The sequence below is a fragment of the Kitasatospora sp. NPDC056184 genome (assembly GCF_042268405.1).
Classification (GTDB): domain Bacteria; phylum Actinomycetota; class Actinomycetes; order Streptomycetales; family Streptomycetaceae; genus Kitasatospora.
Window position 1 is genome coordinate 1 of sequence record NZ_JBHJUI010000003.1, and the last position, 24426, is coordinate 24426.

Consider the following 24426-nt stretch of genomic DNA (forward strand, 5'->3'; position numbering starts at 1 on the left):
CGCCCACCGCCGCCCTCAGCGAGGCCTGACCGGCCCCCCCCCCCCCCCCCGCCCCCCCCCCCCCCCCCCCGGGGCGGGCCCCCCCCCCCCCGGCCCCCCCCCCCGCCGCCGTTATTCGAGCGCGCGTTCCCGGGTGATCGACTACAGTCCTGCCCGTGCCCCGGGGTAGCGCAGAGGCAGGCGCACCGCCTTGCTCAGGCGGACACGTCGGTTCGAATCCGTCCCCCCGGGCAGGCCGGTCCCGTAGCGCAGAGGCAGGCGCACCACCGTCCGCATGGTGGAGCACGCCGGTTCGAATCCGGTCGGGGCCGGTCCTACGCAACGGCGCACACGAGGGGGCGGACATGGCGGACCCTGTGATCGGGGAGCCCACCACCGAGGAGCTGGCCGCGTTCAGCCGCACCCTCGGCCGGCTGCGCGCCCTGCCCGACGGCCACCGCGCCCGGCTGCACGCCGAACGGCAGCTGGAGTCCTTCGTCCGCGAGAGCCGCCGGCGCCGCCGCCAGGGCCGCCGCGCCGAAATCCGCTCCGCCGACGCCGCGTTGCTCGCCACCACCGCCACCGGCGCCCGCGACCGACGGGAGGACGCCCCGCTCGCCGCCCCGGCCGCCCGCTCCGCCCCGGTCGGCACCCTGCGCGGCGGCCGCCGCTGCTACGTCTGCAAGCAGCCGTACCGCCAGGTGGACGCCTTCTACCACATGCTCTGCCGCCCCTGCGCCGCCGACAACACCGCCCGCCGCGCCCTCTCCACCGATCTGCGCGGGCGCCGCGCACTGCTCACCGGCGGCCGGGTGAAGATCGGCTTCCAGCTGGCGCTGATGATGCTGCGCGACGGCGCCGAACTCGTCGTCACCAGCCGGTTCCCGCACGACACGGTGCGCCGGTTCCGGGCCGCCGAGGGCAGCGCGGGCTGGTGGGAGCGGCTCACCGTGGTCGGCATCGACCTGCGCGACCCGCGCCAGGTGCTCGGCCTCGCCGATCGACTGCGCGCGGACGGGCGCCCGCTGGACATCCTGGTCAACAACGCCGCACAGACCCTGCGCCGCCCGCCCGGGTCCTACGCGCTGCTGGCCGCCGGAGAGCGGTCCGCACTGCCCGCCGCCGACGCCGCCACCGTCGCGCACGCGCCCGGCTTCCGCCCGATGACCGAACTCACCTCCGCCGAAGACCCGTTGGCCCCCGCGCTCGCCCTCGCCGGAGCCGACGAGGCGGGCCTGCTGCCCGACCTCGCGGCCGCCAACTCCTGGTCCGCGCGGCTCGGTTCGCTCGATCCGGCCGAGGTGCTGGAGGTCCAGCTGGTCAACGCGCTCGCCCCGGCCCTGCTCTGCGACCGGCTGCTCCCGCTGCTGCTGGCCTCCCCGCACCCGCGCCGCTACATCGTCAACGTGACGGCGGTGGAGGGCCGGTTCGCCGTCCGCAACAAGACCGCCGGCCACCCGCACACCAACATGGCCAAGGCCGCGCTGAACATGCTCACCCGCACCAGCGCCGAGGAACTCGCCACCCGGGGCGTGCACCTGTGCGCCGTCGACACCGGCTGGATCACCGACGAGAACCCGGCCCCCAAGAAGGCCCGCCTCGCCGCCGCCGGCTTCCGGCCCCCGCTCGACATCGTCGACGGCGCCGCGCGCGTCTACGACCCGATCGTCCGCGGCGAGGCCGGCTCCCCCGTCTCCGGCGTCTTCCTCAAGGACTACCGCGAAGCCGCCTGGTGACCCGGCCGCCTACTCCCGGTGCCGCACCACCGCGACGCCCCCGTCCAGGTCGACCCCCGCCCCGGGCGGAGCGCCGGCGTGCTCGTCGTCACGCAGGACCGACTGAGCCTGGCGCTGCTCGATCTGGACGCGCTTGTTGGCGTTGAACAGGGCGTGCAGTTCCTCGACCGCCGTCATCCCGAGGCCGCCGGCCACCGACCCGCCGCGCGGCCGCCTCCCCCGCCGTCCGCTGCGCACCGCCGCCACCGCGAACAGCGCGGTCACCAGCGCCGCCGCCACCAGGACCACCGTCACCACCATGTCCGGCCCAACGCCCGGACGGTGCACGATCGTTCCGCGCGGGAAGCCGGACCCGCCGGCTTCCCGCACCGAACGCCGACTACGCCCCCGCCGCGACCGACTCCTCGTCCGCGACCTCCAGACCGTAGGCGACCACCGCCTGCCGCAGGCCGCCCGGATAGCCGGCCAGCGCGGGGGTGAAGTCCCAGTTCCCGGCCTCGTCGCGGTCGAAGCGGCCGAGCCGCATCGCGATGTTGGACTCCGCGCCGTCCGCGAGGTGCACGATCGCCGCGTCCTGGTCGGCGCCCGCCTCCAGGATCAGCGCCGGTCCGGCGAACCCGGCCATGGTCGCGTCGGGGTGGTTCTCGGTGTCGGCGGCGGCGATGACGACCAGCCGGTCCGCCTCCGCGGGGAGCGCCTCGAAGTCCACCATCAGACAAGCGTTGGCGTCCTCGTACCCGGTGACCAGACGGACGGAACCGTCCGGCGTGGAGGCGTTGTTGTAGAAGACGAGGTGGTCGTCGGAGAGCGCCCGGTTGCCCCGGCAGACCAGCGCGGCGATGTCGTACTCGTCCTCACCGGTCCAGTGCAGCAGCAGCCGGGACGGCTCGGCGGCCACCTCGATCGCCGGCTGCCCGGCGACGGCGTCGCCCGCGACCTCGCCGTAGGCCGGTGCGAACACCTCGTGGAAGCCGTGGTGCTTGAGCAGGCCGACCAGCTCGGCCCCGTTGATCAGCGTGATCGGCTTGCCCGAGACGAACTGGTGCGAGCTGGGCCCGAACTTGCTGGTGGTGACGAGCACGGCCTTGGTGGCGTCCCGGTCGTGCTGCAGCGTCCCGAAGAGGTCCCGCACGGCCGACGGCGTCACCGTGTCCCGGTACCGCTTGACCTGCACGATCACGTTCCCGCCCCGGAACGGGTCGGTGTCGATGCCCCGGACGTCCACCCCGCCGTCCTTCGACCGGGCCGTGAGCTCGACCCTCATGCCCATCGACTCCATCAGCCGGGCTATCAGCCCCTCGAACTCGATCGGGTCCATCTCCAGCAGGAGCTGGAGTTCGCGCACCCGCCGCGCCATCCGGCCGCGGTTGGCGTTGGTGTCGTCGCGCAGGTGCCGGAACAGCATGCGCTGCGCGCGGCGCTCGGCGGTGTCGGGGCTGCTGAGGCGGTGGAGCTTGCGGCTCCGGGACATAGGTACTCCCTCGAACGTGCCACGACACGACGGATCGTCAGGCACGCGTCAGAAAAGGCGACTTCAGGACGGTTCGGGTGTGTCCCCCGCTGGGTGAGTGAGTAGGTTACCGCCGCACCTAGGCTTTCGGCATGACGACGAACAACAGCGACCTTCTTGTGATCACCACCACCCACGACGACGAGGCGAAGGCCCGGTCCCTGGCGGCGGACGCGGTCCGGGCGCGGCTCGCGGCCTGCGCGCAGGTGCACCGGATCCAGTCGGTGTACTGGTGGGAGGGCGAGGTCCAGGACGCGGCCGAGTGGCGGATCGACCTCAAGACCCGCGCCGAACTGGCCTCCGCCCTGACGGACTTCATCAACGAGCAGCACGACTACGACACCCCCGAGGTCATCGCCGTCCCCGTGGTGGCGGGCAGCGCCGCCTACCTGGACTGGGTGCGGGCGGAGACTGCGGCGAGGTGAACGGAGGTGCGCGCCACAGCGCACGGTGGTGAACGGGGGCGCGAGTTCGAACCCGCGCCCCGGCACGCACCTGCAGATCGAGGCGCTCAGGGACGGCTCCGCAAGGGGGTGGCCGGCGAGGCTTGATACGCCGACGGCTTCGACTCCCTGTATCCGAAGGACAAGGGCGGCCGGCCCAAGACCTTCACCCTGCGGCGCTACACGCCGGTAGTGCCATCGACGCGTTCCCGGACCAGGTCGGCGTGGCCGTTGTGGCGGGCGTACTCCTCGATCATATGGACGTAGATCCAGCGAAGGCTGACATCCTGCTCCATGAAGCGCCCCGTATCGGTCAGAGCACGCTCGGCACAGTTCTCACGGGCGCGGGCGATCTCCGCGTGCCAGGTGGCGAGGGCCTCGCTCAGGGTGGTGCCCTCAGCCACATCGAAACCACCGTCGGGTCCGTCCGGGTCGGCCTGCGGGTCGTAGATAGGCGGAGCCTGTTCACCGGCGAACACGCGACGGAACCAATTCCGCTCAACCTCCGCCATGTGCTGGACCAGGCCGGTCAACGTGAAGCCGGACGGCGGCACGGACGCCTCGGCGGCCTGCTCGTCGTCCAGCCCCTCGCACTTCATGGCCAGTGTGGTGCGGTGAAAGTCAAGCCAACTTTCAAGCGTCGTGCGCTCGTCGGCGTTCAGGGGCGGCATAGGGCGATCGATGGCACTCATCGGTTGATTATCGCCGGTGTCCGATGCCGTCGACAGGCGGGGCCTCAGCAGCCGGCTCGATCTGTATCTCCGAGCCTTTGACCGGCTCTCCCACGGCTCCGTCGCGCATCTCCAGGTGAACCGCCGAGGCCTGCGTGATCCTCAGCAGCTCATCCACAGGGCGGTCAGAACCAGTGCAGGCAGTGCGGGGACCGGTCGGTGCGGAAGAGGGTGTCGGCGAGGGCGGGGGCGGCCGGGTGGTGGGCGCGGATGTGGCCGGCGCGGACCAGGGTGCTCGGGGTGGTGCCGCCGAGGTAGACCGAGCCGAGGTCGCTGACGTCGAGGGTGAGGTCCGGCTCCCGGTCGGTCGGGACGCACTCGGCCCGGCCGTCCCGGACGGTCAGCAGGTAGCGGTTCCGCTCGCCGAGGAACCGGTCCTCGACGTCGAGGACGAGCTCGCCGTCGGCGAACCAGCCGCGCGCGGTCAGGGCGCGCGGGACGTCCAGCAGGCGCACCCAGAGCCAGTCCGTCTCCCCGACCACGTCGCCCGCGCGGAAGTCCGCGAGCTGCCAGCGCAGCGGGTGCTCGGTCGGGAGGTGCTTGAAGACGATCTGGGTCACCAGGTCGTGCTGGAGCACGAACCGGGCCAGGGCCGTGAAGGCGGCGTCGTCGAGGGCGATGGTCTCGTCCACGGTCAGGACGACCGCCTTGGTCACGGGATCGTAGTCACTCCGCGAGTAGCTCGCGTACCCGTCCGGCACGCCGTCGGCGTCGCGGTGGACGGCGACGTAGCGCGGTGCCGGGGCTATCGGCGGCTGCCCCGCCCGCCGGGCCCACCAGCGGTGCGGGCGCGACACCGCGCCGGGCTGCGTCCGCCGGTACCGGTCGTAGACCTCCTCCATGAGGTCGACGCACTGCTCCCGCCGCAGCAGCTCGACCGTGCCGGTGTCCGCACCGCCCGCCCGCGGGGCGGCGAGGTCCGAGCGGTGGCGCGGCACCGTCAGCCGCCGGGTGTACGTCGCCGGGCCGTAGCCGAACCGGCGGTAGATCACGGCTTCGGAGGCCAGCAGCACCGCGAGGAACTCCCCCCGCTCCCGCACGTCCGCGAGCTGGTGGCGCATCATCGCGGTGAGCACGCCCCGGCGCCGGTGCGTGGGCAGCACGCCGACGGCGGTCACCCCGGCGGCCGGGACGACGGCGCCACCGGGCAGGGTGAGCTCGAAGCTGTACGCGCCGGCCGTGCCGATCGGCCGCCCGTCGTCCGCCACCGCCATCACGCCCCGGTCCATCTCCAGAGCCGACCACCAAACCCCGCCGCCGTCCTCGGCCGGCGTGTCCCGGACGAGCCCGAACGGGGTGAGGAGGGTGTCGACGAAGACGTCGTGGTCCTGCTCGGTGGTGGAACGGATCTCCATGAGTGCAGCTGCCTCCCCTGGTCACGGCACCGCGGCGCGCGGTGCCCGGCCCAGTGCAACGCCCCCGGGTGGCCCGGTCAAGCGATTTTCCGCCCACCGGCTCACCGGCCCACCGACCCGTCGGCCCACCGGCCCGCCTCAGGTGTGGCGGAGGGCCGGGCGGGCGAGCAGGCCGAGAAGGGCGCCGAGGGCGAGGCCGAGCAGCGAGTCCAGGGCGTCCTGGGCGTCGCAGGCGCGCCCCAGGGCGGGCACGGCGTACTGGGCGGCCTCCAGCGCGAAGGGGAGGGCGGCGGCGCCGAGGAGCACGGCGGCGGCCCGGTGGCGGGAGCCGGTCAGGGCGGCGGCCAGGCCGATCGGGGCGAACATCAGGACGGCCAGGTCGGCCTGCCGCGAGGTGAACCACTCCCCCGGCGGGCGCAGGCGGAGGCCGTCGAGCGTGCAGTGGCGGACGACGCCCGGCCAGGGGAGCCCCTGCCAGAACGGGCGCGGGTGCTCGGGGAGCAGGGTCAGCGTGGCCACCCCGCCGAGGGCGAGCAGCAGGAGGAAGCCGACCGCCCAGTGGGTGCGCAGCAGCCGCCCGACGGGGCGGTTCAGCAGTGCCGCCGGGACGAGGGAGGCGAGCAGCCCGGGCCAGAACATCGGCAGCCCGTTCAACACGGTTTTGATCACGCCCGCACGGACGCCGCCGGTGCCCGCGCGGTTCTCCCCGAAGTGGCGTTCGCCCCCGACCGACCGTTGAACTGTCGCACTGTTAGAGTCGGTTGGCATTCCGACCGAGGGGGACCACCCGATGAAGTTCCGCCCGATCGCGGTCGCCGTGGGCGTCGCGGCCACCGTGCTGATCGCCGTCGCGTTCCGGCCGACCGACCACGCGCCGAAGCCCAGTACGCCGGGGTCCGCCTACGCGCCCTCCGCCATGCCCTCCGTACCCGGGGCCGAGGACAGCTCGGCCGCCTTCACCCGGTACGTCGAGCAGCACGGCACCGAGGAGGAGCGGGCGGCCGTCCTGGGCCACGTCACCAAGCTCAACCGCGCCGTGAAGCAGGACGACCACGTCAACACCTACCTGGCCACCGACTTCCCCGAGAACATCGACGCCCGGACCCGCACCGTCATCCGCGCCTACCTGAAGTGGGCCGGGCCGAACGAACCGGGCCGGATGCTCGTCCTCTACAACGCCGCCGGCGGGGTGATGGGCGCGATCCTCGTCGCCGACTGGAGCTGATCGCGCGGGACGGGGGCCTCAGGCCGCCATCGCGTCGCGCACCCCGCGTGACAGCCGTTCGGCCACCGCGGCGACCATCACCCGCGGGCGGCGCGGCGCCAGGTGGGCGCCGATCCGGTTGCCGAGGCCGGGGACGACGTAGGAGCGGTCGGCGTCCAGGGCCCGCAGCGCCGCCCGGACGACCGGCTCCGGGGTGGTGAAGCTCCCCGTGACGGCGGCCTTCCGGGTGCCGATCACCTTGAAGAACTCGGTCTCCACCGGGCCCGGGCAGACGGCCAGGACGCGGATGCCGCGCCGCCGGTACTCCTGGCGCAACGCGAGGCTGAAGTTGAGCACGAAGGCCTTCGACGAGCCGTAGACGGCGAAGTACGGGGTCGGCTGGAAGGCCGCCGTGGAGGCCACGTTGACCACCGCGCCCCGGCCGCGCGCGAGCATGCCGGGCAGCAGTTCGTGAGTGAGGTCGACGAGCGCGACGACGTTGACCATCAGCTCGTCGTGGTCGCGCCGCGGGTCGATCGTCTCGAACCGGCCGCAGGTGCCGAAGCCGGCGTTGTTGACCAGCAGGTCCACCGTCAGGCCGCGGTCGGCGAGTTCGGCGGCCGTCCGGCGGGCGGCGTCGGGGGCGGAGAGGTCCTGGACGAGGACGTGGGCGGTGACGCCGTGGGCCTCGCCGAGGCGCTTGGCGAGGTCGTGCAGGCGGTCGGCGGAGCGGGCGACCAGGACGAGGTCGTGGCCGCGCGCGGCGAGCTGGGCGGCGAACTCGGCGCCGAGGCCGGAGGAGGCGCCGGTGATCAGAGCAGTGGTGGCAGTACGCACGGTGGTGCTCCTTGTCTCGCGATGTGTGGCACGAGAGTATCGGATAACAGCAAAGATGCGACAACATTGTTTCACTTAATGGGCGACCCGTTCCCCCGCTGTACCGTTCCCCGGTACGTCAGAGCTGGAGGCACATCATGAGCAACACGCCCGGGCGCCCGCTGCGCGCCGACGCCGAACGCAGCGTCCGCGCGATCCTCGCGGCGGCGGAACGCGTCCTGGCCGAGACCCCGGGCGCGTCCGTGGAGCAGATCGCCGAGGCGGCCGGCGTCACCCGGACCACCGTCCACCGCCGGTTCGCCAACCGGCAGGCGCTGGTCGACGCGCTCGCCACCGAGGCCGCGGCCAAGCTCGCCGAGGCCATCGAGGACGGCCACCCGGAGACCGCCCCGCCGCTGGTCGCGCTGCACCGCGCGACGGCCAACGTGCTGCGGGTGAAGGCGGCCTGGGGCTTCGCGCTGGGGCCGGCGGCCGCGCAGAGCGAGCAGGCCGCGCGGACGCACGACGAGATCGCCCGCCGCTGCGTCGACCTGCTCGGCCGGATCCGCGAGCAGGGGGTGATCGCCGCGGACGCGGACCTGGAGTGGGTGCGCCGGGTCTTCTACGCGCTCATCGGCGAGGCCCTGCACGGCGACGCCGGCGCGGCACCCGCCGACACCGATCCGGAGACCCTGGCGACCCGGATCGTCGACACCCTGCTGTACGGCGTGGGGCCGCGCAGGACGGGCTGAGCGCCGGAGCGCGGCCCGGCGCGCCGGCGGCCGGCCCGCGGAAGGGGGACCGGCCGCCGGCGGGGGATCAGCCGCAGACCTCCGCCAGCCGCTCGGCCTTGACCTGGTCCGCCAGGACGCCCAGCAGGCGCGTCTGCTCGGCGACGGCCGCGTCGTCGGGCTTCGCCGGGTACAGCGCCCGGTGCAGCATCACCGAGACCACCGCCACCCGGTCCGGGTTGCCCGGGCAGGGCACCATCCCCGCCGCGACGCCCTCGGTCCGCACGATTCCGCGCCCGGCCAGCTCGCGGGGGCTCTGCGCCCCACCCGGCGCGTCGATCTTGTCGTCCGCCCCCAGCGCCGCCAGCTGAACCGCCAGGCCCTCCTCCCCGTCCACGGTGATCCAGCAGCTCCGCGTGTCCGGCGAGCCGTCCTCGTGGACCTTCGTCCGCCAGTCCTCCACCCCCGGCTTCCCCTTCGGCATCAGGGAGTTCAGCGGCGTTCCGGCATCCCGCGGGAAGCCGCAGAGGGTCTGCCGCACCACCGCCGGCTCGTCGTCGCCCAGCAGCACCACGCCACCGGTGACGGCCCCCGCCAGCACGACGAGCGCGCCGGCGACCAGGGCCCAGGTGCGCCCGGAGGCCCGCCGACCGCCCCCGGCCACCTCGTTCGCCACCGGCTCGCCCGCCGGTCCGGCCGCCGATCCGTCCACCGACTCGCCCGGTTCCGTCCGCGTCGTCGCGTCCACGTAGCACTCCCCTCGGCGTCCGGGCCCGCCCGCACGCCCACTTGATCATCTGCGCGGCGCGCAGCCTACCGCGCCGCACCCCCCATCGATCGCACACGCCCCTTCCGCGCCCACTCTCGGCGTCCCAACTCCCCCATATGTCATGAAAATCCTCTATTTACCTCGTTCGAGGGAACTATCGTCCGAGTCCCCACTTTTGCGGCCCGATGAGGGAACATCGGCACGTCCGCGCCCGGACGACCTCCGTCCGGGCGGCAGAAACCGCCCCCTGGGACCAGCCCGTGACTACCTCTACCCCCGTGTGGGACTGCCCCTTCAACCACACCGACGGCCTGGAGTTCGACCCTCTGCTCAAGCGCCTGCTGACCGAGGAGCCGATCGCCAGGATCCGTCTTCCGCACGGCGAGGGCGAGGCCTGGCTCGCCACCCGCTACGAGGACGTCCGGGTGGTCACCACCGACCGCCGGTTCAGCCGCGCCGCCGGCATCGGCCGCGACCTGCCCCGGATGACGCCCGCCCCGATCGCGCAGGTCGAGTCGATCAACCTGATGGACCCGCCGGCCCACAACCGGCTCCGCCGGCTGGTCGCCCAGGGCTTCACCAACCGCCAGGTGGAGCGGATGCGCCCGCACACCCAGCGGGTCGTCGACGGCTACTTCGACGAGATGGAGGAGCACGGCGCCCCCGCCGACCTCGTCCGCTTCCTCTCCGCCCGGCTGCCGCTCACCACCATCTGCGAGCTGCTCGACATCCCCGCCGAGGACCGCGCCGAACTCCGCGGCCACGCCGTCGCGATGATGTCCATGGGGCCGGGCAGCGGCGCGGGCCAGGTCAACGCCAAGGCCGCCCTGCGCGCCTACTTCGCCGAGCTCACCGCGGCCCGCCGCCGCTCGCCCGGCGAGGACCTCATCAGCGCGCTCGCCACCGCCCGGGACGGCGCCGAGCTGCTGGACGACGACGAACTCGCCGTCATGGCCATGGTTCTGCTGGTCACCGGCCACGACACCAGCACCTACCAGCTCTCCAACATCACCTACACCCTGCTCACCCACCCCGAGCAGCTCGCCAAGCTCCGCGCCCAGCCGGACCTGCTGCCGCGCGGTCTGGAGGAGCTGCTGCGCTTCATCCCGTTCCGCCAGGGGGTCGGCATCGCCCGGGTCGCCACCGAGGACGTCGAGCTCGGCGGGGTGCTGATCAGGGCCGGCGAGCCGGTGCACGTCTCCTACCTGGCCGCCAACCGGGACCCGGCGGTGTACGAGCGGCCCGACGAGCTCGACCTCGACCGCGGCACGCCCACCCACATGACCTTCGGCAACGGCACCCACCACTGCCTCGGCTCCCACCTGGCCCGGATGGAGCTCCAGGTGGCGATCGGCACCCTGCTGAACCGGTTCCCCGGGCTGCGGCTCGCCGTGCCGCCCGCCGAGCTGGACTGGCAGACCGGCTCGATCTGGCGCTACCCGCAGACCCTGCCGGTCGCCTGGTGACCCCCCACCACCCCCAGCCGCATCCGTAGACCCAGGCCCGCCCGACGGGAGATCCACCCATGGCAACACTCTGCAGACCCGCCATCGCCGTGCCCGAGCACGTCATCACGCTCGACGAGACCCTCGACCTGGCCCGCACCCTGCACGCCGACCACCCGCAACTCGGCCTCGCGCTGCGGCTGATCGAGAACACCGGGGTGCGGACCAGACACCTGGTCCAGCCCATCGAGGAGACCCTGCGCCACCCGGGCTTCACCGTCCGCAACGCGGTCTACGAGCGGGAGGCCAAGCGCCGCGTCCCCGAGGTGGTCGAGCGCGCCCTCGACCACGCCGAGCTCGCCGCCCGGGACGTCGACCTCATCCTCTACGTGTCCTGCACCGGCTTCATGATGCCCTCGCTGACCGCGTGGCTGATCAACGAGATGGGGTTCCGCTCCGACACCCGGCAGCTGCCGATCGCCCAGCTCGGCTGCGCGGCCGGCGGCGCCGCCGTCAACCGGGCGCACGACTTCTGCCGCGCCTACCCCGGCGCCAACGTGCTGATCGTCGCCTGCGAGTTCTGCTCGCTCTGCTACCAGCCCACCGACATCGGCGTCGGCTCGCTGCTCTCCAACGGCCTGTTCGGCGACGCGATCGCCGCCGTCGTGCTGCGCGGCCGCGGCGGCACCGGCGTCCACCTGGAGCGCAACGGCTCGCACCTGGTGCCGGACACCGAGAACTGGATCTCCTACGGGGTCAAGGACACCGGCTTCCACTTCCAGCTCGACAAGCGCGTCCCGGGCACGATGGAGATGCTCGCCCCCGCCCTGCGCGCGCTGGCCGTCGAGCACGCCTGGGACGTCTCCGGCCTCGGGTTCTACATCGTGCACGCGGGCGGCCCGCGGATCCTCGACGACCTCTGCCACTTCCTCAACCTGGAGCCGGCCGCGTTCCGGTTCTCCCGGGCCACGCTCACCGAGCGCGGCAACATCGCCAGCGCCGTGGTCTTCGACGCGCTGGCCCGGATGTTCGAGGAGGGCGGGGTCGAGGACGGCACCCAGGGGCTGATCGCGGGCTTCGGTCCGGGCATCACCGCCGAGATCTCGCTGGGCAGTTGGGTCGGCACGTCGCTGGAGGCGGTGGTCCCGCGCCGGTCGCGCGCGATGGACACCGCGGAGCTGACGCTCGCTCACCAGACGGCCACCCTGCTGCGTCCGGCCGGGACTACGATCACCGAATGACCGATACCACGGATGCCAGGGGTACCACCGGCACCACCGGAACCGACGGGCCCGCCGCGACACCGGACGGCGCCGGAGCCCCGCTGATTCCCAGACCGCCCCGCCCCGCCGAGGCCGACCGGGCGCCCTCCGGAACCGGCCGCGCCGACGAGCTGGCCGCCCGCTTCCCCGCGCTGCACGCCCCGCAGTACTGGGCCTGGGGCCGCTACGACGCGCAGTTCTCCACCGTCCTGCCGCCGGACGAGCTGGTCACCAACATCCACCTGGTGGGGTTCACCGACAGCGGCCGGGTGGTGCTCTGCCGTGACGAGCGCGACCACTGGTTCCTGCCCGGCGGCACCCGCGAGCACGGCGAGTCGGTGGACTCCTGCCTGGTCCGCGAGCTGCGCGAGGAGGCCGGCGCCCGGCTGCTCGGCGAGCCGGTCTGGCTGGGCGCGCACCGCTGCGTGACCGACGACCCGGTGCCCTACCGCCCCTGGCAGCCGCACCCCGAGAAGGCCTGGCTCTGGGGCTGGGCCGACATCACGGTGGACTCCGTCCCGACCAACCCGGACGACGGCGAGCAGGTGGTCGAGGTCCGCGCGGCGGACCCGGTCGAGGCGCAGCAGCTGCTGCTGCGCGGCCACGAAGCCTGGTGGGGCGAGCTGATCGCCCTGGCGGTGGAGCTGCGGTCGAGTCCGCGCTGAGCCGCGCCCTTCCCCCGCTCCCGGGAGAGCACCGGGCGACCACCGGAAGACCACCGGAATGGCGCAGCAGCGGGCCGCGGCCCCCGGTGTCCGGTGGTATGACTCGAAGGGACTCGGGTCCTTCTCGGGCCCGCACCGACGGGAGCCGTCATGGACAACTACCCGCTGCTCAACATCTTCTGGACGATGCTGGAGCTGTTCCTCTGGATCCTCTGGTTCTTCCTGCTCTTCAAGATCATCACGGACATCTTCCGCAGCCATGACATGGGCGGCTGGGCCAAGGCCGGCTGGATGGTCCTGGTGATCCTGCTGCCGCTGATCGGTGTGCTGGTCTACGTCATCGCGCGCGGCAGGGGCATGGGTGAACGCGACATCGCCCAGGCCCAGAAGGCCGACGCCGCGTTCAAGGCCTACATCCGCGACGCGGCGGCCGCCGAGCCCGGGGAGGGCGCCGCACAGGGGCCGCCCGGCCGGAGCCACGTCGAGGACCTGGCCAAGCTGGCCGATCTCAAGGCCAGCGGGGCCATCTCCGAGGAGGAGTACCAGAAGGCGAAGGACAAGCTGCTGGTGTGACGCCGACGGGAGCGGCGGCGGTGGCCGGTGGACAGGCGTCCACCGGCCACCGCCGGCTGCCCGGTCCTCCGCTCAGCGCCGCCCGGAACGGCGGTCGCCGGAGCGGCGGTCGTCCGCCGAGCCGCCGCCGGCCAGCCCGGCCCGGCGCAGCGCGTCCGCCATGGCGCTGTTGCCCGGCGCCGCCGAGCCGCCGGAGCCGCCCCGGTCACCGCGGTCGCGGCGGTCCTGCCCGCGCCCGCCGCCCTGACCGGCCTGGCCGCCCTGGCCGCCGCGGCGCTCCTGGCGCGGCGGGCGGGCCTGGCGGTCGCCGCCGCGGCCGCCGCCCTCGCCGCCGCGGCCCACCTCGTCGTCCAGCCGCAGGGTGAGCCCGATCCGCTTGCGCGGCACGTCGACCGTGGTCACCCGGACGGTCACGATGTCACCGGGCTTGACCACCTCGCGCGGGTCCTTGACGAAGTTCTTCGACAGCGCCGACACGTGCACCAGGCCGTCCTGGTGGACGCCCACGTCGACGAAGGCGCCGAACGCGGCCACATTGGTCACCACGCCCTCCAGGACCATGCCGACCTCCAGGTCGCCGATCTTGTCGACGCCCTCCTTGAAGGTCGCGGTGCGGAACGCCGGGCGCGGGTCGCGGCCCGGCTTGTCCAGCTCGCCGAGGATGTCGGTGACGGTCGGGACGCCGAAGGTGTCGTCGGCGAAGTCGCCGGGCCGCAGGGCCCGCAGCTTCCCGCTGTTGCCGATCAGCTCGCGCAGCTCCCCGCCGGTCGAGGCGAGGATCCGGCGCACCACCGGGTACGCCTCCGGGTGCACGCTGGAGGCGTCCAGCGGGTCGTCGCCGCCCGGGATCCGCAGGAAGCCGGCGCACTGCTCGAAGGCCTTGGGGCCGAGCCGGGTCACGTCCTTCAGGGCCTTGCGGGTGCGGAACGGGCCGTTGGCGTCACGGTGGGCGACGATGTTGTCGGCGAGCGTGCCGGTGATCCCGGAGACCCGGGTGAGCAGCGGGGCGGAGGCGGTGTTGACGTCCACGCCGACCGCGTTGACGCAGTCCTCGACCACGGCGTCCAGCGAGCGGGAGAGCTTCACCTCGCTCAGGTCGTGCTGGTACTGGCCGACGCCGATCGACTTGGGGTCGATCTTGACCAGCTCGGCCAGCGGGTCCTGCAGCCGGCGGGCGATCGAGACGGCGCCGCGGATCGACACGTCGAGGTCCGGCAGCTCCTGCGAGGCGAAGGCGGACGCCGAGTAGACGGAGGCGCCGGCCTCGCTGACCATCGCCTTGGTGAGCTTCAGCTCCGGGTGGCGCTTGATGAGGTCCTCGGCGAGCTTGTCGGTCTCCCGGGAGGCGGTGCCGTTGCCGATCGCCACCAGGTCGACGTCGTGCTTCCTCGCCAGCGCGGCCAGGGTCGCCAGCGCGGCGTCCCACTTGTTGGCGGGCTGGTGCGGGTAGATCGTGTCGTACGCGACCACCTTGCCGGTGGCGTCCACCACGGCGACCTTCACGCCGGTGCGGAAGCCCGGGTCCAGGCCCATGGTGGCGCGGGTGCCGGCCGGAGCGGCGAGCAGCAGGTCGCGCAGGTTGGCGGCGAAGACCCGGACCGCCTCGTCCTCGGCCTCCGCGCGCAGCCGGCCGCGCAGGTCGATGCCGAGCCGGACCAGGATGCGGGTGCGCCAGGCCCAGCGGACGGTGTCGCCGAGCCACTTGTCGGCCGGGCGGCCGTGGTCGGCGATGCCGAAGCGAGCGGCGATCCGCTGCTCGTAGTCGCTCGCGCCGGGCAGGTCACTGTCCTCCTCGCCGTCGTACGGGGACAGGTCGAGGTCCAGCACCTCCTCCTTCTCGCCGCGCAGCATCGCCAGGATGCGGTGCGAGGGGAGCCTGGTGTACGGCTCGGCGAAGTCGAAGTAGTCGGCGAACTTCGCGCCCTCCTGCTCCTTGCCCTCGCGGACGGTGGCGACCATCCGGCCGCGCGTCCACATCCGCTCGCGCAGCGAGCCGACCAGGTCGGCGTCCTCGCCGAACCGCTCGACCAGGATCGCCCGGGCGCCCTCCAGCGCCGCCGGGGCGTCGGCCACCGACTCGTTGAGGTAGCCGGCCGCCAGTGCCGCCGGGTCCTGCGAGGGGTCGCCGAGCAGGGTGTCGGCCAGCGGCTCCAGCCCGGCCTCGCGGGCGATCTGCGCCTTGGTGCGCCGCTTCGGCTTGAACGGCAGGTAGATGTCCTCCAGCCGCGCCTTGGAGTCGGCGGCCAGGATCTGCGCGCGCAGCGCGTCGTCCAGCTTGCCCTGCGACGCGATCGACTCCAGGACGGCGCCGCGGCGCTCCTCCAGCTCCCGCAGGTAGCGCAGCCGCTCCTCCAGGGTGCGCAGCTGCGCGTCGTCCAGCGAGCCGGTCGCCTCCTTGCGGTAGCGGGCCACGAACGGCACCGTCGCGCCGCCGTCCAGCAGCTCGACCGCCGACTTCACCTGCCCCTCGCGGACGCCCAGTTCCTCGGCGATCTTCCGCTCGATCGCCTGCTGGGACTGCTGGGCCGCCTGTTCGACTGGCGTGGTCACGAAGCCGGTCACCTTCTTCAGAGTTGCTGTCCGTACCCCGGCATTCTCGCAGCAACCCCCGACACCCCCGCCCCGCCCCGGCACCCCGGGCGTGGCGTACGGCCGCCCGCGGCCGCGCTCAGTAGGCGTCGTCTGCGGTACGGTCCGGGGCGCCGTCCGGGCCGATCCCGATCAGCACGGTCTCCTTCATCTTCACCAGCCTGATCCGGTCCGGGCCGTCCCAGACGACCTCGGGCCTTCCCTGCCAGTCGCCGTTGACGTACGCGAGGTGCCAACGGCGCTTCCCCAGACCGGAGCCCTCGTCCACCGAGACGATCCAGTACGGGTCGATCATCGCGTGCCCCTCCTCGACCACCAGGCGACGGTCCGTCCGCTCCGGCGCGGTCTCGGAGTGGATCACCCGTTCACCGTCGGTCAGCAGCCATCCGAAGAACACCCAGACGAGCGCGGCGCCCAGCAGGAACACGCCCGTGACACCGCCCAGCACGATCCTGGCCCACAGGTTCCAGCGCGCGGTGAGCACGCCGACGAACACCAGTACCAGCACCAGCGTCCCGAACAGCGCGGAGTGGTCCAGCCATTGGCGCAGCACCAGGAGTCCGCCGGAGCCCCGGTTCGCCCGGCCGAGGGCGGCGGCTCCCACCAGTACCGCCGCGAGCCCGAGCGCCCCCCAGGAAACCCAACGCCTCCACGAAGTCCTCATGTTCTCACCCTAGTGTTCGAAATCCGCCTGAACGCGGGGCCCGTCGCGGCGTACAGTGCCGGGCATGTGCGCAGCCGCTCGGACGCCCGACCACATGCACGACGACGACCACCTGCACGACCGTCTGCACGACGAAGAACCCTCCATCGACACCAGCCTGGTGAGGCGGCTGATCGCCGCCCAGTTCCCGCAGTGGAAGGGCCTGCCGCTCGCGTCGGCCGGGCTCACGGCCACGGACAACGCGATGTTCCGGCTCGGCCCCGAACTCGCCGTCCGCCTCCCCCGCGCCGCCTGGGCGGCCGGGAACCTGGAGCGCGAGCAGTACTGGCTCCCCCGCCTCGCCCGGCACCTGCCGGTGCCCGTCCCCGCGCCGATCGGCCACGGCCGGCCGACCGTCGGCTACCCGTGGGACTGGTCGGTGCTGCGCTGGCTCGACGGCGTCACCCCGGTCGTCGGATCGCTCCCCAATCCCGTCCAGCTCGCCTACGACCTCGCCGAGTTCGTCTCCGCGCTGCGCGCCGTCGAGCCGGGCCCGGAAGCCCCCGCCGCGCTGCGCGCCGGACCGCTGGCCGGCCGCGACGCCGCCACCCGGGCCGCCATCGGGCGGCTGCGCGGGGTGGTCGACACCGAGACGGCGACCGCCCTGTGGGACAAGGCCCTGCGGCTGCCCGAGTACACCGGGCCGGCCCGCTGGGTGCACGGCGACCTCACCCCCGGCAACCTCCTGGTCACCGGCCAACGCCTCGGCGCCGTCCTGGACTTCGGCCTGCTGGGCGTCGGCGACCCGACCGTCGACCTGCTGCCGGCCTGGAGCCTGCTGCCGGCCACCGCCCGCCCGGTCTTCCGCACCTCCCTGGCCGCCGACGACGCCACCTGGGAGCGCGGCCGGGCCTGGGCGCTGTCCCTCGCGCTCGTCCAACTGCCCTACTACCGCACCACCAACCCGCCGCTGGCCGCCAACGCCCGGCACGTCGTCAAGGAGATCCTGTCGGACCGCAGCGTGTGAGCGCGTCCGCGCGCACGCGGACGGGCGGGCGGCGGCGTCAGGGCTGGACGTAGCGGGTCGCCTCGGCGGCCCCCGGCGGCAGCGGGGTGCGGGCCGCCCCGGACTGCCAGGCGCCGGCCAGTTCGGCCGGGAAGCGGCGGCCGCTGCGGGTCAGCACCAGCCCGGGCGTCAGCTCGACCTCGTCGCCCGGGCGGAACGGCCGGTCGGCGCCCGGCGGGAGCCGCTCCCACGGGCCCAGGTGGCCGCGCCGCCCGGCCTCGCGCATCCGGCTGCCGTACGTGCTGGTGTCCCGCACCGTCACCGCGCCGCCGCGCACCGAGACCGTCAGGTGCCGGCGGCTGACCAGGGCCGCCCGCTCGACCGGCAGCAGGCCGAGCAGCGCGATGCCGTCCCCGTCCGGCCCGGGCGCCCGGCCGACCGCCGTCCGCGAGCCCTCGTCCAGCGTGCACCGGGCCACGCACTCCCCGTCCAGCACCACCTTGACCTGCGCGGCGCCGGGCCGGGCCCCGTCGTCGAGCAGCGGCGTCCCGTGCAGCTCGCAGGTGGGCACACCGCGGCGCATCCGCGGCAGCATCACCCGCCCGCCGCGGTGCACGCTGTACAGGCCGCAGCGCGTCTCCGGGCAGCGCCAGGCCCGGCCGACCACCTCGACCAGCGGCTTGCTGGCGGCCGTCAGCAGGCCCTGCTTCTTGAGCGCCGACAGCTCCATCTTCTTGGAGATCTCCGCGCCCGTCCGGTAGCCCATGTCGAGCGGGACCAGCCGCACCACCCCGCGCCCGGCCGCCTCGGGCCGCAGGAACTGCCAGGTGTTGCCCTGGATCCACGGGTGCTCGATCCGGTGGTCGTCGTAGTAGTCGGCGGTGACCACCTGGATCCCGGTCATGCCGGCGATCTCCAGCACCCGCTCGTCGGCGTCCGGCACCTCCTCCACCAGTCCCTCCGCCACCCACCGCGCCAGCGTCCGGGCGTCCGCCTCCTCGGCGAACTCCCGCCGTCCGCCCAGCAGACTGCGGTCGGCCACGCAGTACACCGCCACCTGCCGGTCCCCGGTCAGCCGTACCAGCGCCTCCACCACCAGTCCCAGCCGGTGCAGCGAACGCGGCGCCGGCCCGCCGAAGTCGGTCCGCCGGACGACGTTGGAGAGCTCGACCAGGTAGTCCGCCCGGTCCGCGGACGTGGCGAGGTTGCGGTCGAGGGCGCGGTCGAGGGCTCGGTCGGGGCGGTGCTGCTCCATGGGGCCTCCGTGCGGTCGGCGTGCACGGGCCGCACCCGGACGGCCGTCCCGGCGCCCCGTCACATCCGTTCCATCATGACCCAGGCCCTCCGGCCGCGGGCCGTGACCGTCCGATCGCCTGTGCCGGCCCCCTGGTCCGCGTCCCTCCCGGCCGGTGGTCCGCCGCCACCGCCACCGCCACCGCGATCCCGCCGGTCCGCCCGTTCGCCGGTCCGCCTCCGGGCGCCGGGGGCGTCGGCGATGTCCACGGAGAGGGGAACGGCCCCAGTAGGGTGCGAACATGACACGTCATCTCGCATTCGAGGGCCCCTACAACTTCCGCGATCTGGGCGGGTATCCGGCCGCCGGCGGACAGGCGGTCCGCTGGGGGCTGCTGTACCGCTCGTCCTCGCTCGGCCGGCTCGGCTCGGCCGCCGACCTCGAACGGTTCCGGGCCCTGGACATCGGCACCGTGATCGACCTGCGCTACCCCTGGGAGATCAAGCGCCGGGGGCGGATACCGGAGCTGGACGGGGTCGCGTACCACAACCTCTCGATCGAGCACCGGCCGTACGACCAGGCCGAGATCGACCCGGGGCTCGACCCATGGCGGTACCTGGCGGACCGGTTCGCCGAGGTGGCCGAGGACGGGGCGGCGGAGATCCGCACCGTCCTGGAGCTGATCGCCGGGGCCGAGCGGCCGGTGGTGTTCCACTGCGCGGCCGGCAAGGACCGCACCGGGCTGATCGCCGCCCTGGTGCTCACCCTGCTCGGCGTCGGCGAGGACGACGTGGCCGCGGACTTCGCGCTCACCGAGCTCGTCACCACCCGGCTGGTGGCCGACTGGCGCGCCGCCAACCCGGGGCGCACCCTGCGCTGGCCCGCCTTCGGACGCGCGCCGGAGGAGGTGATCCGGCTCGCGCTCGCGGACCTGGCCGCCGCCCACGGCTCGGTGCACACCTATGCCACCGGCAAGGTCGGCCTCGACGAGGCGCTGATCGGCCGACTGCGGACCCGACTGCTCACGGCGTAGCCCGGCGGCGACGAGAACCGGCCAGCGCTCCACCAGAACGACAATCGCATGAAAAAGAAATCGATCGGCCAATAGATCAGAAGTGGGCAGGACAGATCGATATTCGACCGAAAAATCCTGACTCCGGGAATTTTCGGCGAATGTCGATCCGACTCTTGCCGAACCCCGACTCCTCGGCCTCGCCGCGCCGAATGGCCGAAAAAAATAGTGCTGAGCACCTGTTCGTGCACGCTAAGGTCATTTCCGCGGCGGCTCGGCCGATCGGGTGACCGCGACCGTTCGGGTCGGACCTCCGCTCGTTTCCTTCTGTCTGCACGACCCCGCCCTTACGGCGGTGTCACCGAAACGATCGGACGGAACATGCGCGCAGAGAACCCAGCCGACCGCCCCCGCCGCATCGACCGCACGCTCGTCCGAAGCGTCCTGGTCGCCGCCGCGCTCCTCGGCCTCACCGGCGCCGGCCCGGCCCTCGCCGAAGGCTCCTGGACGTCCTACATCAGCAACTGGGGGCCCGGATCGGAATCCCGCCGCTGGGAGGACGCCGACCGCGACGACGTCGCCACCTCCGTCACCTTCCAGGGCTGCGCGACCGGCAACAACGACTTCAAGGACGCCGACCTCCAGATCTACAAGGACGTCTTCGGCCCCGACAAGGCCTACGGCCACCGCAGCAACCACTGCGACACCTCCACTTGGGGCGACCAGAGCGCCGGCACCTACTACTTCGTCCTGGAGGGCGTGCGCAGCGGCGCCAAGCTCTGGGTGGACACCGTGACCGCCCGGTACTGACCCCGCCCCCGCACCCGTTCCGAGCGAAATGCGTCGACTCCGCCATGGCCCTTGAATTCCACCGCATCGACTTCCAGTACAGCCGGAAGGCGCTCCTGTTCACCGGGCTCGATCTGCGGATCGACAATCCGGCCACCGTCCTGCTCGGCCCCAACGGCGCCGGCAAGTCCACCCTGATGGCGCTCGCCGCCTCGCAGCTGAGTCCGCACCGCGGGTTCGTCACCTGGCACGGCGTCGACCCGGCGGCGGGCGGCGGAGACCGGGCCGCCTACCGGCGCGCGGTGGCCTGGCTGCCGCAGCAGATCACCCCCGTCCCCGGGCTCACCGTGCGCGAACAGGTCGCGTACTGCGGCTGGCTGAAGGGCATGTCGCGCACCGCCGCCTGGCGGGCCTCGGCCGGCGCGCTCGCCCGGGTCGGCCTCGCCGGGCTCGCCGACCGGGCCGGCCACCAGCTCTCCGGCGGCCAGCTGCGCCGGATGGGCATCGCCGGCTGCCTCGCCCACCACAGCGAGCTGATCCTGATGGACGAGCCCACGGCCGGTCTCGACCCCACCCAGCGCTCGGTGTTCCGCTCCCTGGTCGAGGAGCTGACGGGCGAGGTGAACATCGTCGTCTCCACCCACCAGACCGAGGACCTCGCCGGCACCTACCGGCAGGTGGTGGTGCTGGACCGCGGCCGGGTCCGGTTCCAGGGCGCCACCGAGGAGTTCCACGCCCTCGCGGCCGGCGGCCGGATCCCCGGGGCGGTCGGCGGCGGACCGGGCGACGGAGCCGAGGACGGAGCCGACGACCGGCCCGGCGGCGGACCGGGCGACGGACCCCGCGGCGGCTCCGGCACGCCGACCGCCGAGGCCGCGTACGCGCGCCTGATCGAACGGGAGACGTGACCATGCTGCTGCGCACCGTGCTGCGGGTCTCGGCGGGCACCCGGACGCTGCCGTTCCTGCTCGGCTTCGTCCTGGTCGCGCTCGGCGACGAGCTGACCGCCTGGGTCACCCCGGCGTACGGGCTCGCCGCCGCCGGGCACGCCAGCCTCGCGCTGCCGTTCGCCTGCGCGGCCTGCGCGGCCTGCGGCGCCTGGGAGGGCGGGCGGCTGCGGCGCGGCGGCGTGTTCGACCGCTCACCGGTCCGCTCCGCGCCGGCCGTCACCGCGCCGGTGCTGCTGCCGGTCGCCGTGATGGGCGGGCTGGGCATGGCCGTCGCGCTCGGCACCGCGATGCTGGCCGGCGGCACCGCGGACGGCGTCCCGCAGCCCGGCCTGTTCGCGGTCTGGGCCGGGCTGCTGCTCGCCAACACCCTGGTCGGCTCGGTCGTCGGACGGGTGCTGGCACCGGTGGTCGCCGTACCGCTCGCGCTGGTCAGCAGCTTCGTGCTGAACGCCTACCCCGCCGCGTTCGACACCTACTGGCCGCGGCACCTGGTCGGCGGCGGGCTCTCCGACTGCTGCGCCGTGGACCAGGTGCTGGACGGACGGGCGGTGGCGGGCTCGCTGGTCTTCTCCGGCGCGGTCTGCGCGGCGGCCGTCCTGCTGATCCGCCGGCGCGGCGCCCCGCTCGCCGTCGCCGCCGCGCTGGCCGTCACGGCGGGCGGCGTCGCACTGGGCGGCTGGACCGCCCGCGACCTCGGCCCCGAACCGGTGCGCGCCCGCTCCGCCGCCGCGCTGGTCTGCGACGACGGGCGGCCGCGGGTCTGCCTCTGGCCGGAGCTCGGCGGCGCCCGCTCGACGACGGTCCGCAGCGAGGTCCGCCGGGTCGCCGACGTCCTGGCCGGGCGCGGCGTCGCCGTCCCGGAGGCGTTCACCATGGCCGCCCGGCCCGGACCGGGCGAGGCCAAGCTCGGCGTCCCGACCGACGCCCTGGCGCGGGACGTCGCCCCCGCCGTGGTCGGCGGCCTGCTCCCGCACGCCCCGGACTGCGCCCGCCGCGGCGACCCCTACCCGGCGGCGGCGGCCGTCGGCACGGCCACCGCCTGGCTCACCGCCCTGACCGGGCCGGACGGTGCGAGCGTGCCCCCGGCCGGGATCGGCGGCCGCTTCACCGAGGCCGACGCGGCCCGCGCCGCCCAACTGGCCCGGCTGCCCGACGACACCCAGCTCGCCTGGTACCGCGCCACCGCCGCGGCCCTGGCCGACTGCGGCACCCCGCCCCCGCCGCTCCCGCACGCCGGGGCGGCCGCCGGAGGGGGTGCGGGGTGATCTGGTGGTGCAAGGCGCGCGCGGTGCCGGCGCTCGCGGCCGTCCTCGCCGGGACCTTCGCCGTCGGCCTGCTGGCCGGGGACGGCGAGCTGCCGGTGCCCGCCCTGCGCGGACAGGCCGGGCACTTCCTCCTCGCCCATGTGATCACCCTGTTCCCGGCGGTGTCCCTGCTGTACGGGCTCGGCCGGGGCGACCTGCGGACCGAGTCGGTCGCCGCCCGGCAGCTGCGCGGTCTGGACACCGGGCTCGCGCTCGCCCTCGCGGCCGCCGGGGCGACCTGTGGCGGCCTCGCCCACGCGGCCGGCCAGGGGTCGCTCGCCCTGGTCCTGGCCCGCAACACCGCCGGCTACCTGGGCCTGGCCCTGCTGGCCCACCCGCTGGTCGGCCACCGTCCGGCGGCCGCCGCGCTCGCCGGCGTCCCGCTGCTCTGCTCGGCGGCGGGCTGGTCCCCGGACGGCCGACCGCGACCGTGGGCCTGGCCGCTGCACCCGGCCGGCTCCCCGGCCGCGCTGGCCGCCGTCGGCCTGCTGCTGCTCACCGGCGCGGCCTGTGCCCTGCGCGATCGGCAGCCGCCCGCCGCGTTGCGCCTGCCGGCCGGCTGAGTGCCGCCGCGGGGCCGGGGCTCAGCGCCGCCGGGGCTTGCCCGGGCGGCCGCCGTTCTGCCGGCCGGTGCCCGCGCGGGCACCGCCCCGGGACCTGCCGGGCCCGCCCGAGGCGCCGCCGGGGGCCGGCGCGGCCTCGGCCGTGTCGGGCCAGTGGGCGGGGCGCTTCAGGGCCGCCGGGAGGCGGGTGGCTCCGTCGCCGCGGGCCGCGTTGAGCTGCGCCTGGGTGAGGAACAGCGCGTCGGTGAGGTCGGCGCCCGCCAGGTCGGCGTCCCGCAGGTCCGCGCCGACCAGATCGGCGAGCCGCAGGTCCGCCCCGGCCAGGTCCGCCGCGACCAGCAGCGCGCCCCGCAGATTGGCCCCGCGCAGGTCGGCCCCGCGCAGCCGGGCCCCGAACAGGTCCGCGCCCCGGTGCTCACGACGGCGCGGGACGGCGGCCCGGACCAGCTCGCTCGCCCGGAACAGCAGCTCGGCCACCGCCTGCCGGTGCGCGGGCACGTCGACCGCCAGGATCTCCTCCGGCGTGCCGGCGGCCAGCCGCTCGGTCTCCTCCAGCATCCGGCGCAGCTCCCCGTGCACGGGGCGGGCCGGGGCGAAGGTGAGCGCTTCGGCGAGGTACCAGAGCAGCTCGTGCAGCTGCCGCACCACCGGGAACACCTCGAACATCGTCCCGGCGCTCTCCGGCGCCTCGCGCCAGCTGCGCCCGCCGAAGGTGACCTGGGAGACGTGCTGGCCGGCCCCGAAGCAGTCGTACACCGTGCAGCCGGGGAAGCCGCTGTCGCGAAGCCGCTCGTGGATGCCGCAGGTGAAGTCCACCTGGAGATTGCGGCAGGCGGTGCCGGCGGCCTTGTTCACGGCGAAGTCCGTCCCGGCGGCGAACGGCAGCGCGGCGCAGCACAGCCCGAAGCAGCTCCCGCAGTCGGAGACGAGGTTGAGGCTCGGGACGCTCACGATGCTGTTGTTCCTCCGGGTACGGCGATGCGGTGGGACGGTGCGGTGGTGCAGCTGTAGAGCGTACCGACAGCCCGGAGCGGTCGTCGGTTAGTGTGGTCGACCGAGCGCGAGCGGCACCAGGGCGCGCGCGGCCCGGCACCACGCAGCACAAGCACCACGCGGC

Annotated in this window: 25 protein-coding genes, 2 tRNA genes and 1 pseudogene; 17 read left to right on the plus strand and 11 right to left on the minus strand. The window is 74.3% G+C overall.

From position 1 onward, the window contains the following. Nucleotides 1–159 precede the first annotated feature (159 nt). The 3 genes from ACFC0B_RS07720 (at nucleotide 160) to ACFC0B_RS07730 (ending at nucleotide 1715) form a co-directional block, all read left to right on the plus strand. A tRNA-Ser gene (locus tag ACFC0B_RS07720) sits at nucleotides 160–232 on the plus strand. A gap of 5 nt (nucleotides 233–237) precedes the next feature. Then, nucleotides 238–311, plus strand: a tRNA-Arg gene (locus ACFC0B_RS07725). A 33-nt stretch (nucleotides 312–344) separates the two neighbouring features. After that, complete coding sequence (locus tag ACFC0B_RS07730; RefSeq protein WP_376083609.1) at nucleotides 345–1715, plus strand: SDR family oxidoreductase; 1371 nt, start codon at nucleotides 345–347, stop codon at nucleotides 1713–1715. Nucleotides 1716–1724: 9 nt separating this feature from the next. Here ACFC0B_RS07730 and ACFC0B_RS07735 read toward each other — a convergent pair whose 3' ends face one another. Then, nucleotides 1725–2042: a DUF6191 domain-containing protein gene (locus ACFC0B_RS07735; protein WP_376083611.1), complete on the minus strand. Its 318-nt coding sequence runs from the start codon at nucleotides 2040–2042 to the stop codon at nucleotides 1725–1727. A 52-nt stretch (nucleotides 2043–2094) separates the two neighbouring features. Further along, nucleotides 2095–3186, minus strand: coding sequence for a restriction endonuclease (locus ACFC0B_RS07740; RefSeq protein WP_376083613.1), 1092 nt, complete (start codon nucleotides 3184–3186; stop codon nucleotides 2095–2097). A gap of 131 nt (nucleotides 3187–3317) precedes the next feature. Here ACFC0B_RS07740 and cutA point away from each other — a divergent pair, with 131 nt between their 5' ends. Both cutA and ACFC0B_RS07750 read left to right on the plus strand, forming a co-directional pair. Then, nucleotides 3318–3650, plus strand: coding sequence for a divalent-cation tolerance protein CutA (gene cutA / locus ACFC0B_RS07745; RefSeq protein WP_376083615.1), 333 nt, complete (start codon nucleotides 3318–3320; stop codon nucleotides 3648–3650). Nucleotides 3651–3779: 129 nt separating this feature from the next. Beyond that, nucleotides 3780–3846 (plus strand): annotated as a pseudogene (locus ACFC0B_RS07750) (helix-turn-helix domain-containing protein); the annotation flags it as partial. Nucleotide 3847: 1 nt separating this feature from the next. Here ACFC0B_RS07750 and ACFC0B_RS07755 read toward each other — a convergent pair. The 3 genes from ACFC0B_RS07755 to ACFC0B_RS07765 all read right to left on the minus strand — a co-directional run bounded on the left by ACFC0B_RS07755 (nucleotide 3848) and on the right by ACFC0B_RS07765 (nucleotide 6423). Further along, nucleotides 3848–4360, minus strand: coding sequence for a DinB family protein (locus ACFC0B_RS07755; RefSeq protein WP_376083616.1), 513 nt, complete (start codon nucleotides 4358–4360; stop codon nucleotides 3848–3850). 164 nt (nucleotides 4361–4524) lie between these two features. Continuing rightward, nucleotides 4525–5754 carry a GNAT family N-acetyltransferase gene (locus ACFC0B_RS07760; protein ID WP_376083618.1) on the minus strand — a complete coding sequence of 410 codons (1230 nt, stop codon included), beginning with the start codon at nucleotides 5752–5754 and terminating at the stop codon, nucleotides 4525–4527. A 138-nt stretch (nucleotides 5755–5892) separates the two neighbouring features. Then, nucleotides 5893–6423: a hypothetical protein gene (locus ACFC0B_RS07765; RefSeq protein ID WP_376083619.1), complete on the minus strand. Its 531-nt coding sequence runs from the start codon at nucleotides 6421–6423 to the stop codon at nucleotides 5893–5895. A 121-nt stretch (nucleotides 6424–6544) separates the two neighbouring features. On the opposite strand from ACFC0B_RS07765, the gene ACFC0B_RS07770 reads away from it, so the two are divergent. Further along, nucleotides 6545–6979, plus strand: coding sequence for a hypothetical protein (locus ACFC0B_RS07770; protein ID WP_376083621.1), 435 nt, complete (start codon nucleotides 6545–6547; stop codon nucleotides 6977–6979). A gap of 18 nt (nucleotides 6980–6997) precedes the next feature. Here the strand turns inward: ACFC0B_RS07770 and ACFC0B_RS07775 are convergent, their stop codons facing one another. Then, complete coding sequence (locus tag ACFC0B_RS07775; protein WP_376083623.1) at nucleotides 6998–7795, minus strand: SDR family NAD(P)-dependent oxidoreductase; 798 nt, start codon at nucleotides 7793–7795, stop codon at nucleotides 6998–7000. 137 nt (nucleotides 7796–7932) lie between these two features. On the opposite strand from ACFC0B_RS07775, the gene ACFC0B_RS07780 reads away from it, so the two are divergent. Next, complete coding sequence (locus tag ACFC0B_RS07780; RefSeq protein WP_376083625.1) at nucleotides 7933–8526, plus strand: TetR/AcrR family transcriptional regulator; 594 nt, start codon at nucleotides 7933–7935, stop codon at nucleotides 8524–8526. A gap of 67 nt (nucleotides 8527–8593) precedes the next feature. Here the strand turns inward: ACFC0B_RS07780 and ACFC0B_RS07785 are convergent, their stop codons facing one another. Then, entirely contained in the window at nucleotides 8594–9253 is a 660-nt protein-coding gene (locus ACFC0B_RS07785; RefSeq protein ID WP_376083627.1) for a hypothetical protein, read from the minus strand. Between the two features lie 281 nt (nucleotides 9254–9534). On the opposite strand from ACFC0B_RS07785, the gene ACFC0B_RS07790 reads away from it, so the two are divergent. The 4 genes from ACFC0B_RS07790 to ACFC0B_RS07805 all read left to right on the plus strand — a co-directional run bounded on the left by ACFC0B_RS07790 (nucleotide 9535) and on the right by ACFC0B_RS07805 (nucleotide 13219). After that, nucleotides 9535–10740: a cytochrome P450 gene (locus ACFC0B_RS07790; RefSeq protein ID WP_376083629.1), complete on the plus strand. Its 1206-nt coding sequence runs from the start codon at nucleotides 9535–9537 to the stop codon at nucleotides 10738–10740. A 59-nt stretch (nucleotides 10741–10799) separates the two neighbouring features. Beyond that, nucleotides 10800–11960 carry a type III polyketide synthase gene (locus ACFC0B_RS07795; protein WP_376083631.1) on the plus strand — a complete coding sequence of 387 codons (1161 nt, stop codon included), beginning with the start codon at nucleotides 10800–10802 and terminating at the stop codon, nucleotides 11958–11960. Next, nucleotides 11957–12646, plus strand: a complete 690-nt coding sequence (locus tag ACFC0B_RS07800; RefSeq protein WP_376083633.1) for an NUDIX domain-containing protein — start codon at nucleotides 11957–11959, stop codon at nucleotides 12644–12646. The genes ACFC0B_RS07795 and ACFC0B_RS07800 overlap by 4 nt, the downstream gene beginning before the upstream one ends. 150 nt (nucleotides 12647–12796) lie before the next feature. Beyond that, nucleotides 12797–13219 (plus strand): SHOCT domain-containing protein, encoded by a 423-nt coding sequence (locus tag ACFC0B_RS07805; RefSeq protein WP_376083635.1) that lies wholly within the window; start codon nucleotides 12797–12799, stop codon nucleotides 13217–13219. Between the two features lie 72 nt (nucleotides 13220–13291). Here the strand turns inward: ACFC0B_RS07805 and ACFC0B_RS07810 are convergent, their stop codons facing one another. Together ACFC0B_RS07810 and ACFC0B_RS07815 are read right to left on the minus strand one after the other, a co-directional pair. Further along, the gene (locus ACFC0B_RS07810; RefSeq protein ID WP_376083637.1) at nucleotides 13292–15769 is read right to left on the minus strand and encodes a Tex family protein; all 2478 of its coding nucleotides are present in this window, start codon (nucleotides 15767–15769) and stop codon (nucleotides 13292–13294) included. A gap of 118 nt (nucleotides 15770–15887) precedes the next feature. After that, nucleotides 15888–16472 carry a hypothetical protein gene (locus ACFC0B_RS07815; protein ID WP_376083639.1) on the minus strand — a complete coding sequence of 195 codons (585 nt, stop codon included), beginning with the start codon at nucleotides 16470–16472 and terminating at the stop codon, nucleotides 15888–15890. A gap of 64 nt (nucleotides 16473–16536) precedes the next feature. On the opposite strand from ACFC0B_RS07815, the gene ACFC0B_RS07820 reads away from it, so the two are divergent. Then, nucleotides 16537–17478, plus strand: a complete 942-nt coding sequence (locus ACFC0B_RS07820; protein ID WP_376083641.1) for an aminoglycoside phosphotransferase family protein — start codon at nucleotides 16537–16539, stop codon at nucleotides 17476–17478. 37 nt (nucleotides 17479–17515) lie between these two features. Here ACFC0B_RS07820 and ACFC0B_RS07825 read toward each other — a convergent pair whose 3' ends face one another. Beyond that, nucleotides 17516–18712 (minus strand): FHA domain-containing protein, encoded by a 1197-nt coding sequence (locus tag ACFC0B_RS07825; protein ID WP_376083643.1) that lies wholly within the window; start codon nucleotides 18710–18712, stop codon nucleotides 17516–17518. Nucleotides 18713–18992: 280 nt separating this feature from the next. Between ACFC0B_RS07825 and ACFC0B_RS07830 the strand changes: the two genes are divergently transcribed. From ACFC0B_RS07830 to ACFC0B_RS07850, 5 genes are all read left to right on the plus strand, one after another. Next, nucleotides 18993–19724 (plus strand): tyrosine-protein phosphatase, encoded by a 732-nt coding sequence (locus tag ACFC0B_RS07830; protein WP_376083645.1) that lies wholly within the window; start codon nucleotides 18993–18995, stop codon nucleotides 19722–19724. A gap of 360 nt (nucleotides 19725–20084) precedes the next feature. After that, a complete protein-coding gene (locus tag ACFC0B_RS07835; protein WP_376083646.1) occupies nucleotides 20085–20513 on the plus strand; it encodes a hypothetical protein in 429 nt (142 codons plus the stop codon). A gap of 44 nt (nucleotides 20514–20557) precedes the next feature. After that, entirely contained in the window at nucleotides 20558–21400 is an 843-nt protein-coding gene (locus ACFC0B_RS07840; RefSeq protein ID WP_376083648.1) for an ATP-binding cassette domain-containing protein, read from the plus strand. A gap of 2 nt (nucleotides 21401–21402) precedes the next feature. After that, nucleotides 21403–22707 (plus strand): hypothetical protein, encoded by a 1305-nt coding sequence (locus ACFC0B_RS07845; RefSeq protein ID WP_376083650.1) that lies wholly within the window; start codon nucleotides 21403–21405, stop codon nucleotides 22705–22707. Then, a complete protein-coding gene (locus ACFC0B_RS07850) occupies nucleotides 22704–23309 on the plus strand; it encodes a hypothetical protein (protein ID WP_376083651.1) in 606 nt (201 codons plus the stop codon). Before ACFC0B_RS07845 ends, ACFC0B_RS07850 begins: the two co-directional genes overlap by 4 nt. Before the next feature lie 21 nt (nucleotides 23310–23330). On the opposite strand, the gene ACFC0B_RS07855 is transcribed toward ACFC0B_RS07850, so the two are convergent. Continuing rightward, on the minus strand, nucleotides 23331–24260 hold the full coding sequence (locus ACFC0B_RS07855; protein ID WP_376083652.1) for a pentapeptide repeat-containing protein: 930 nt from the start codon (nucleotides 24258–24260) through the stop codon (nucleotides 23331–23333). Between the last annotated feature and the right edge of the window lie 166 nt (nucleotides 24261–24426).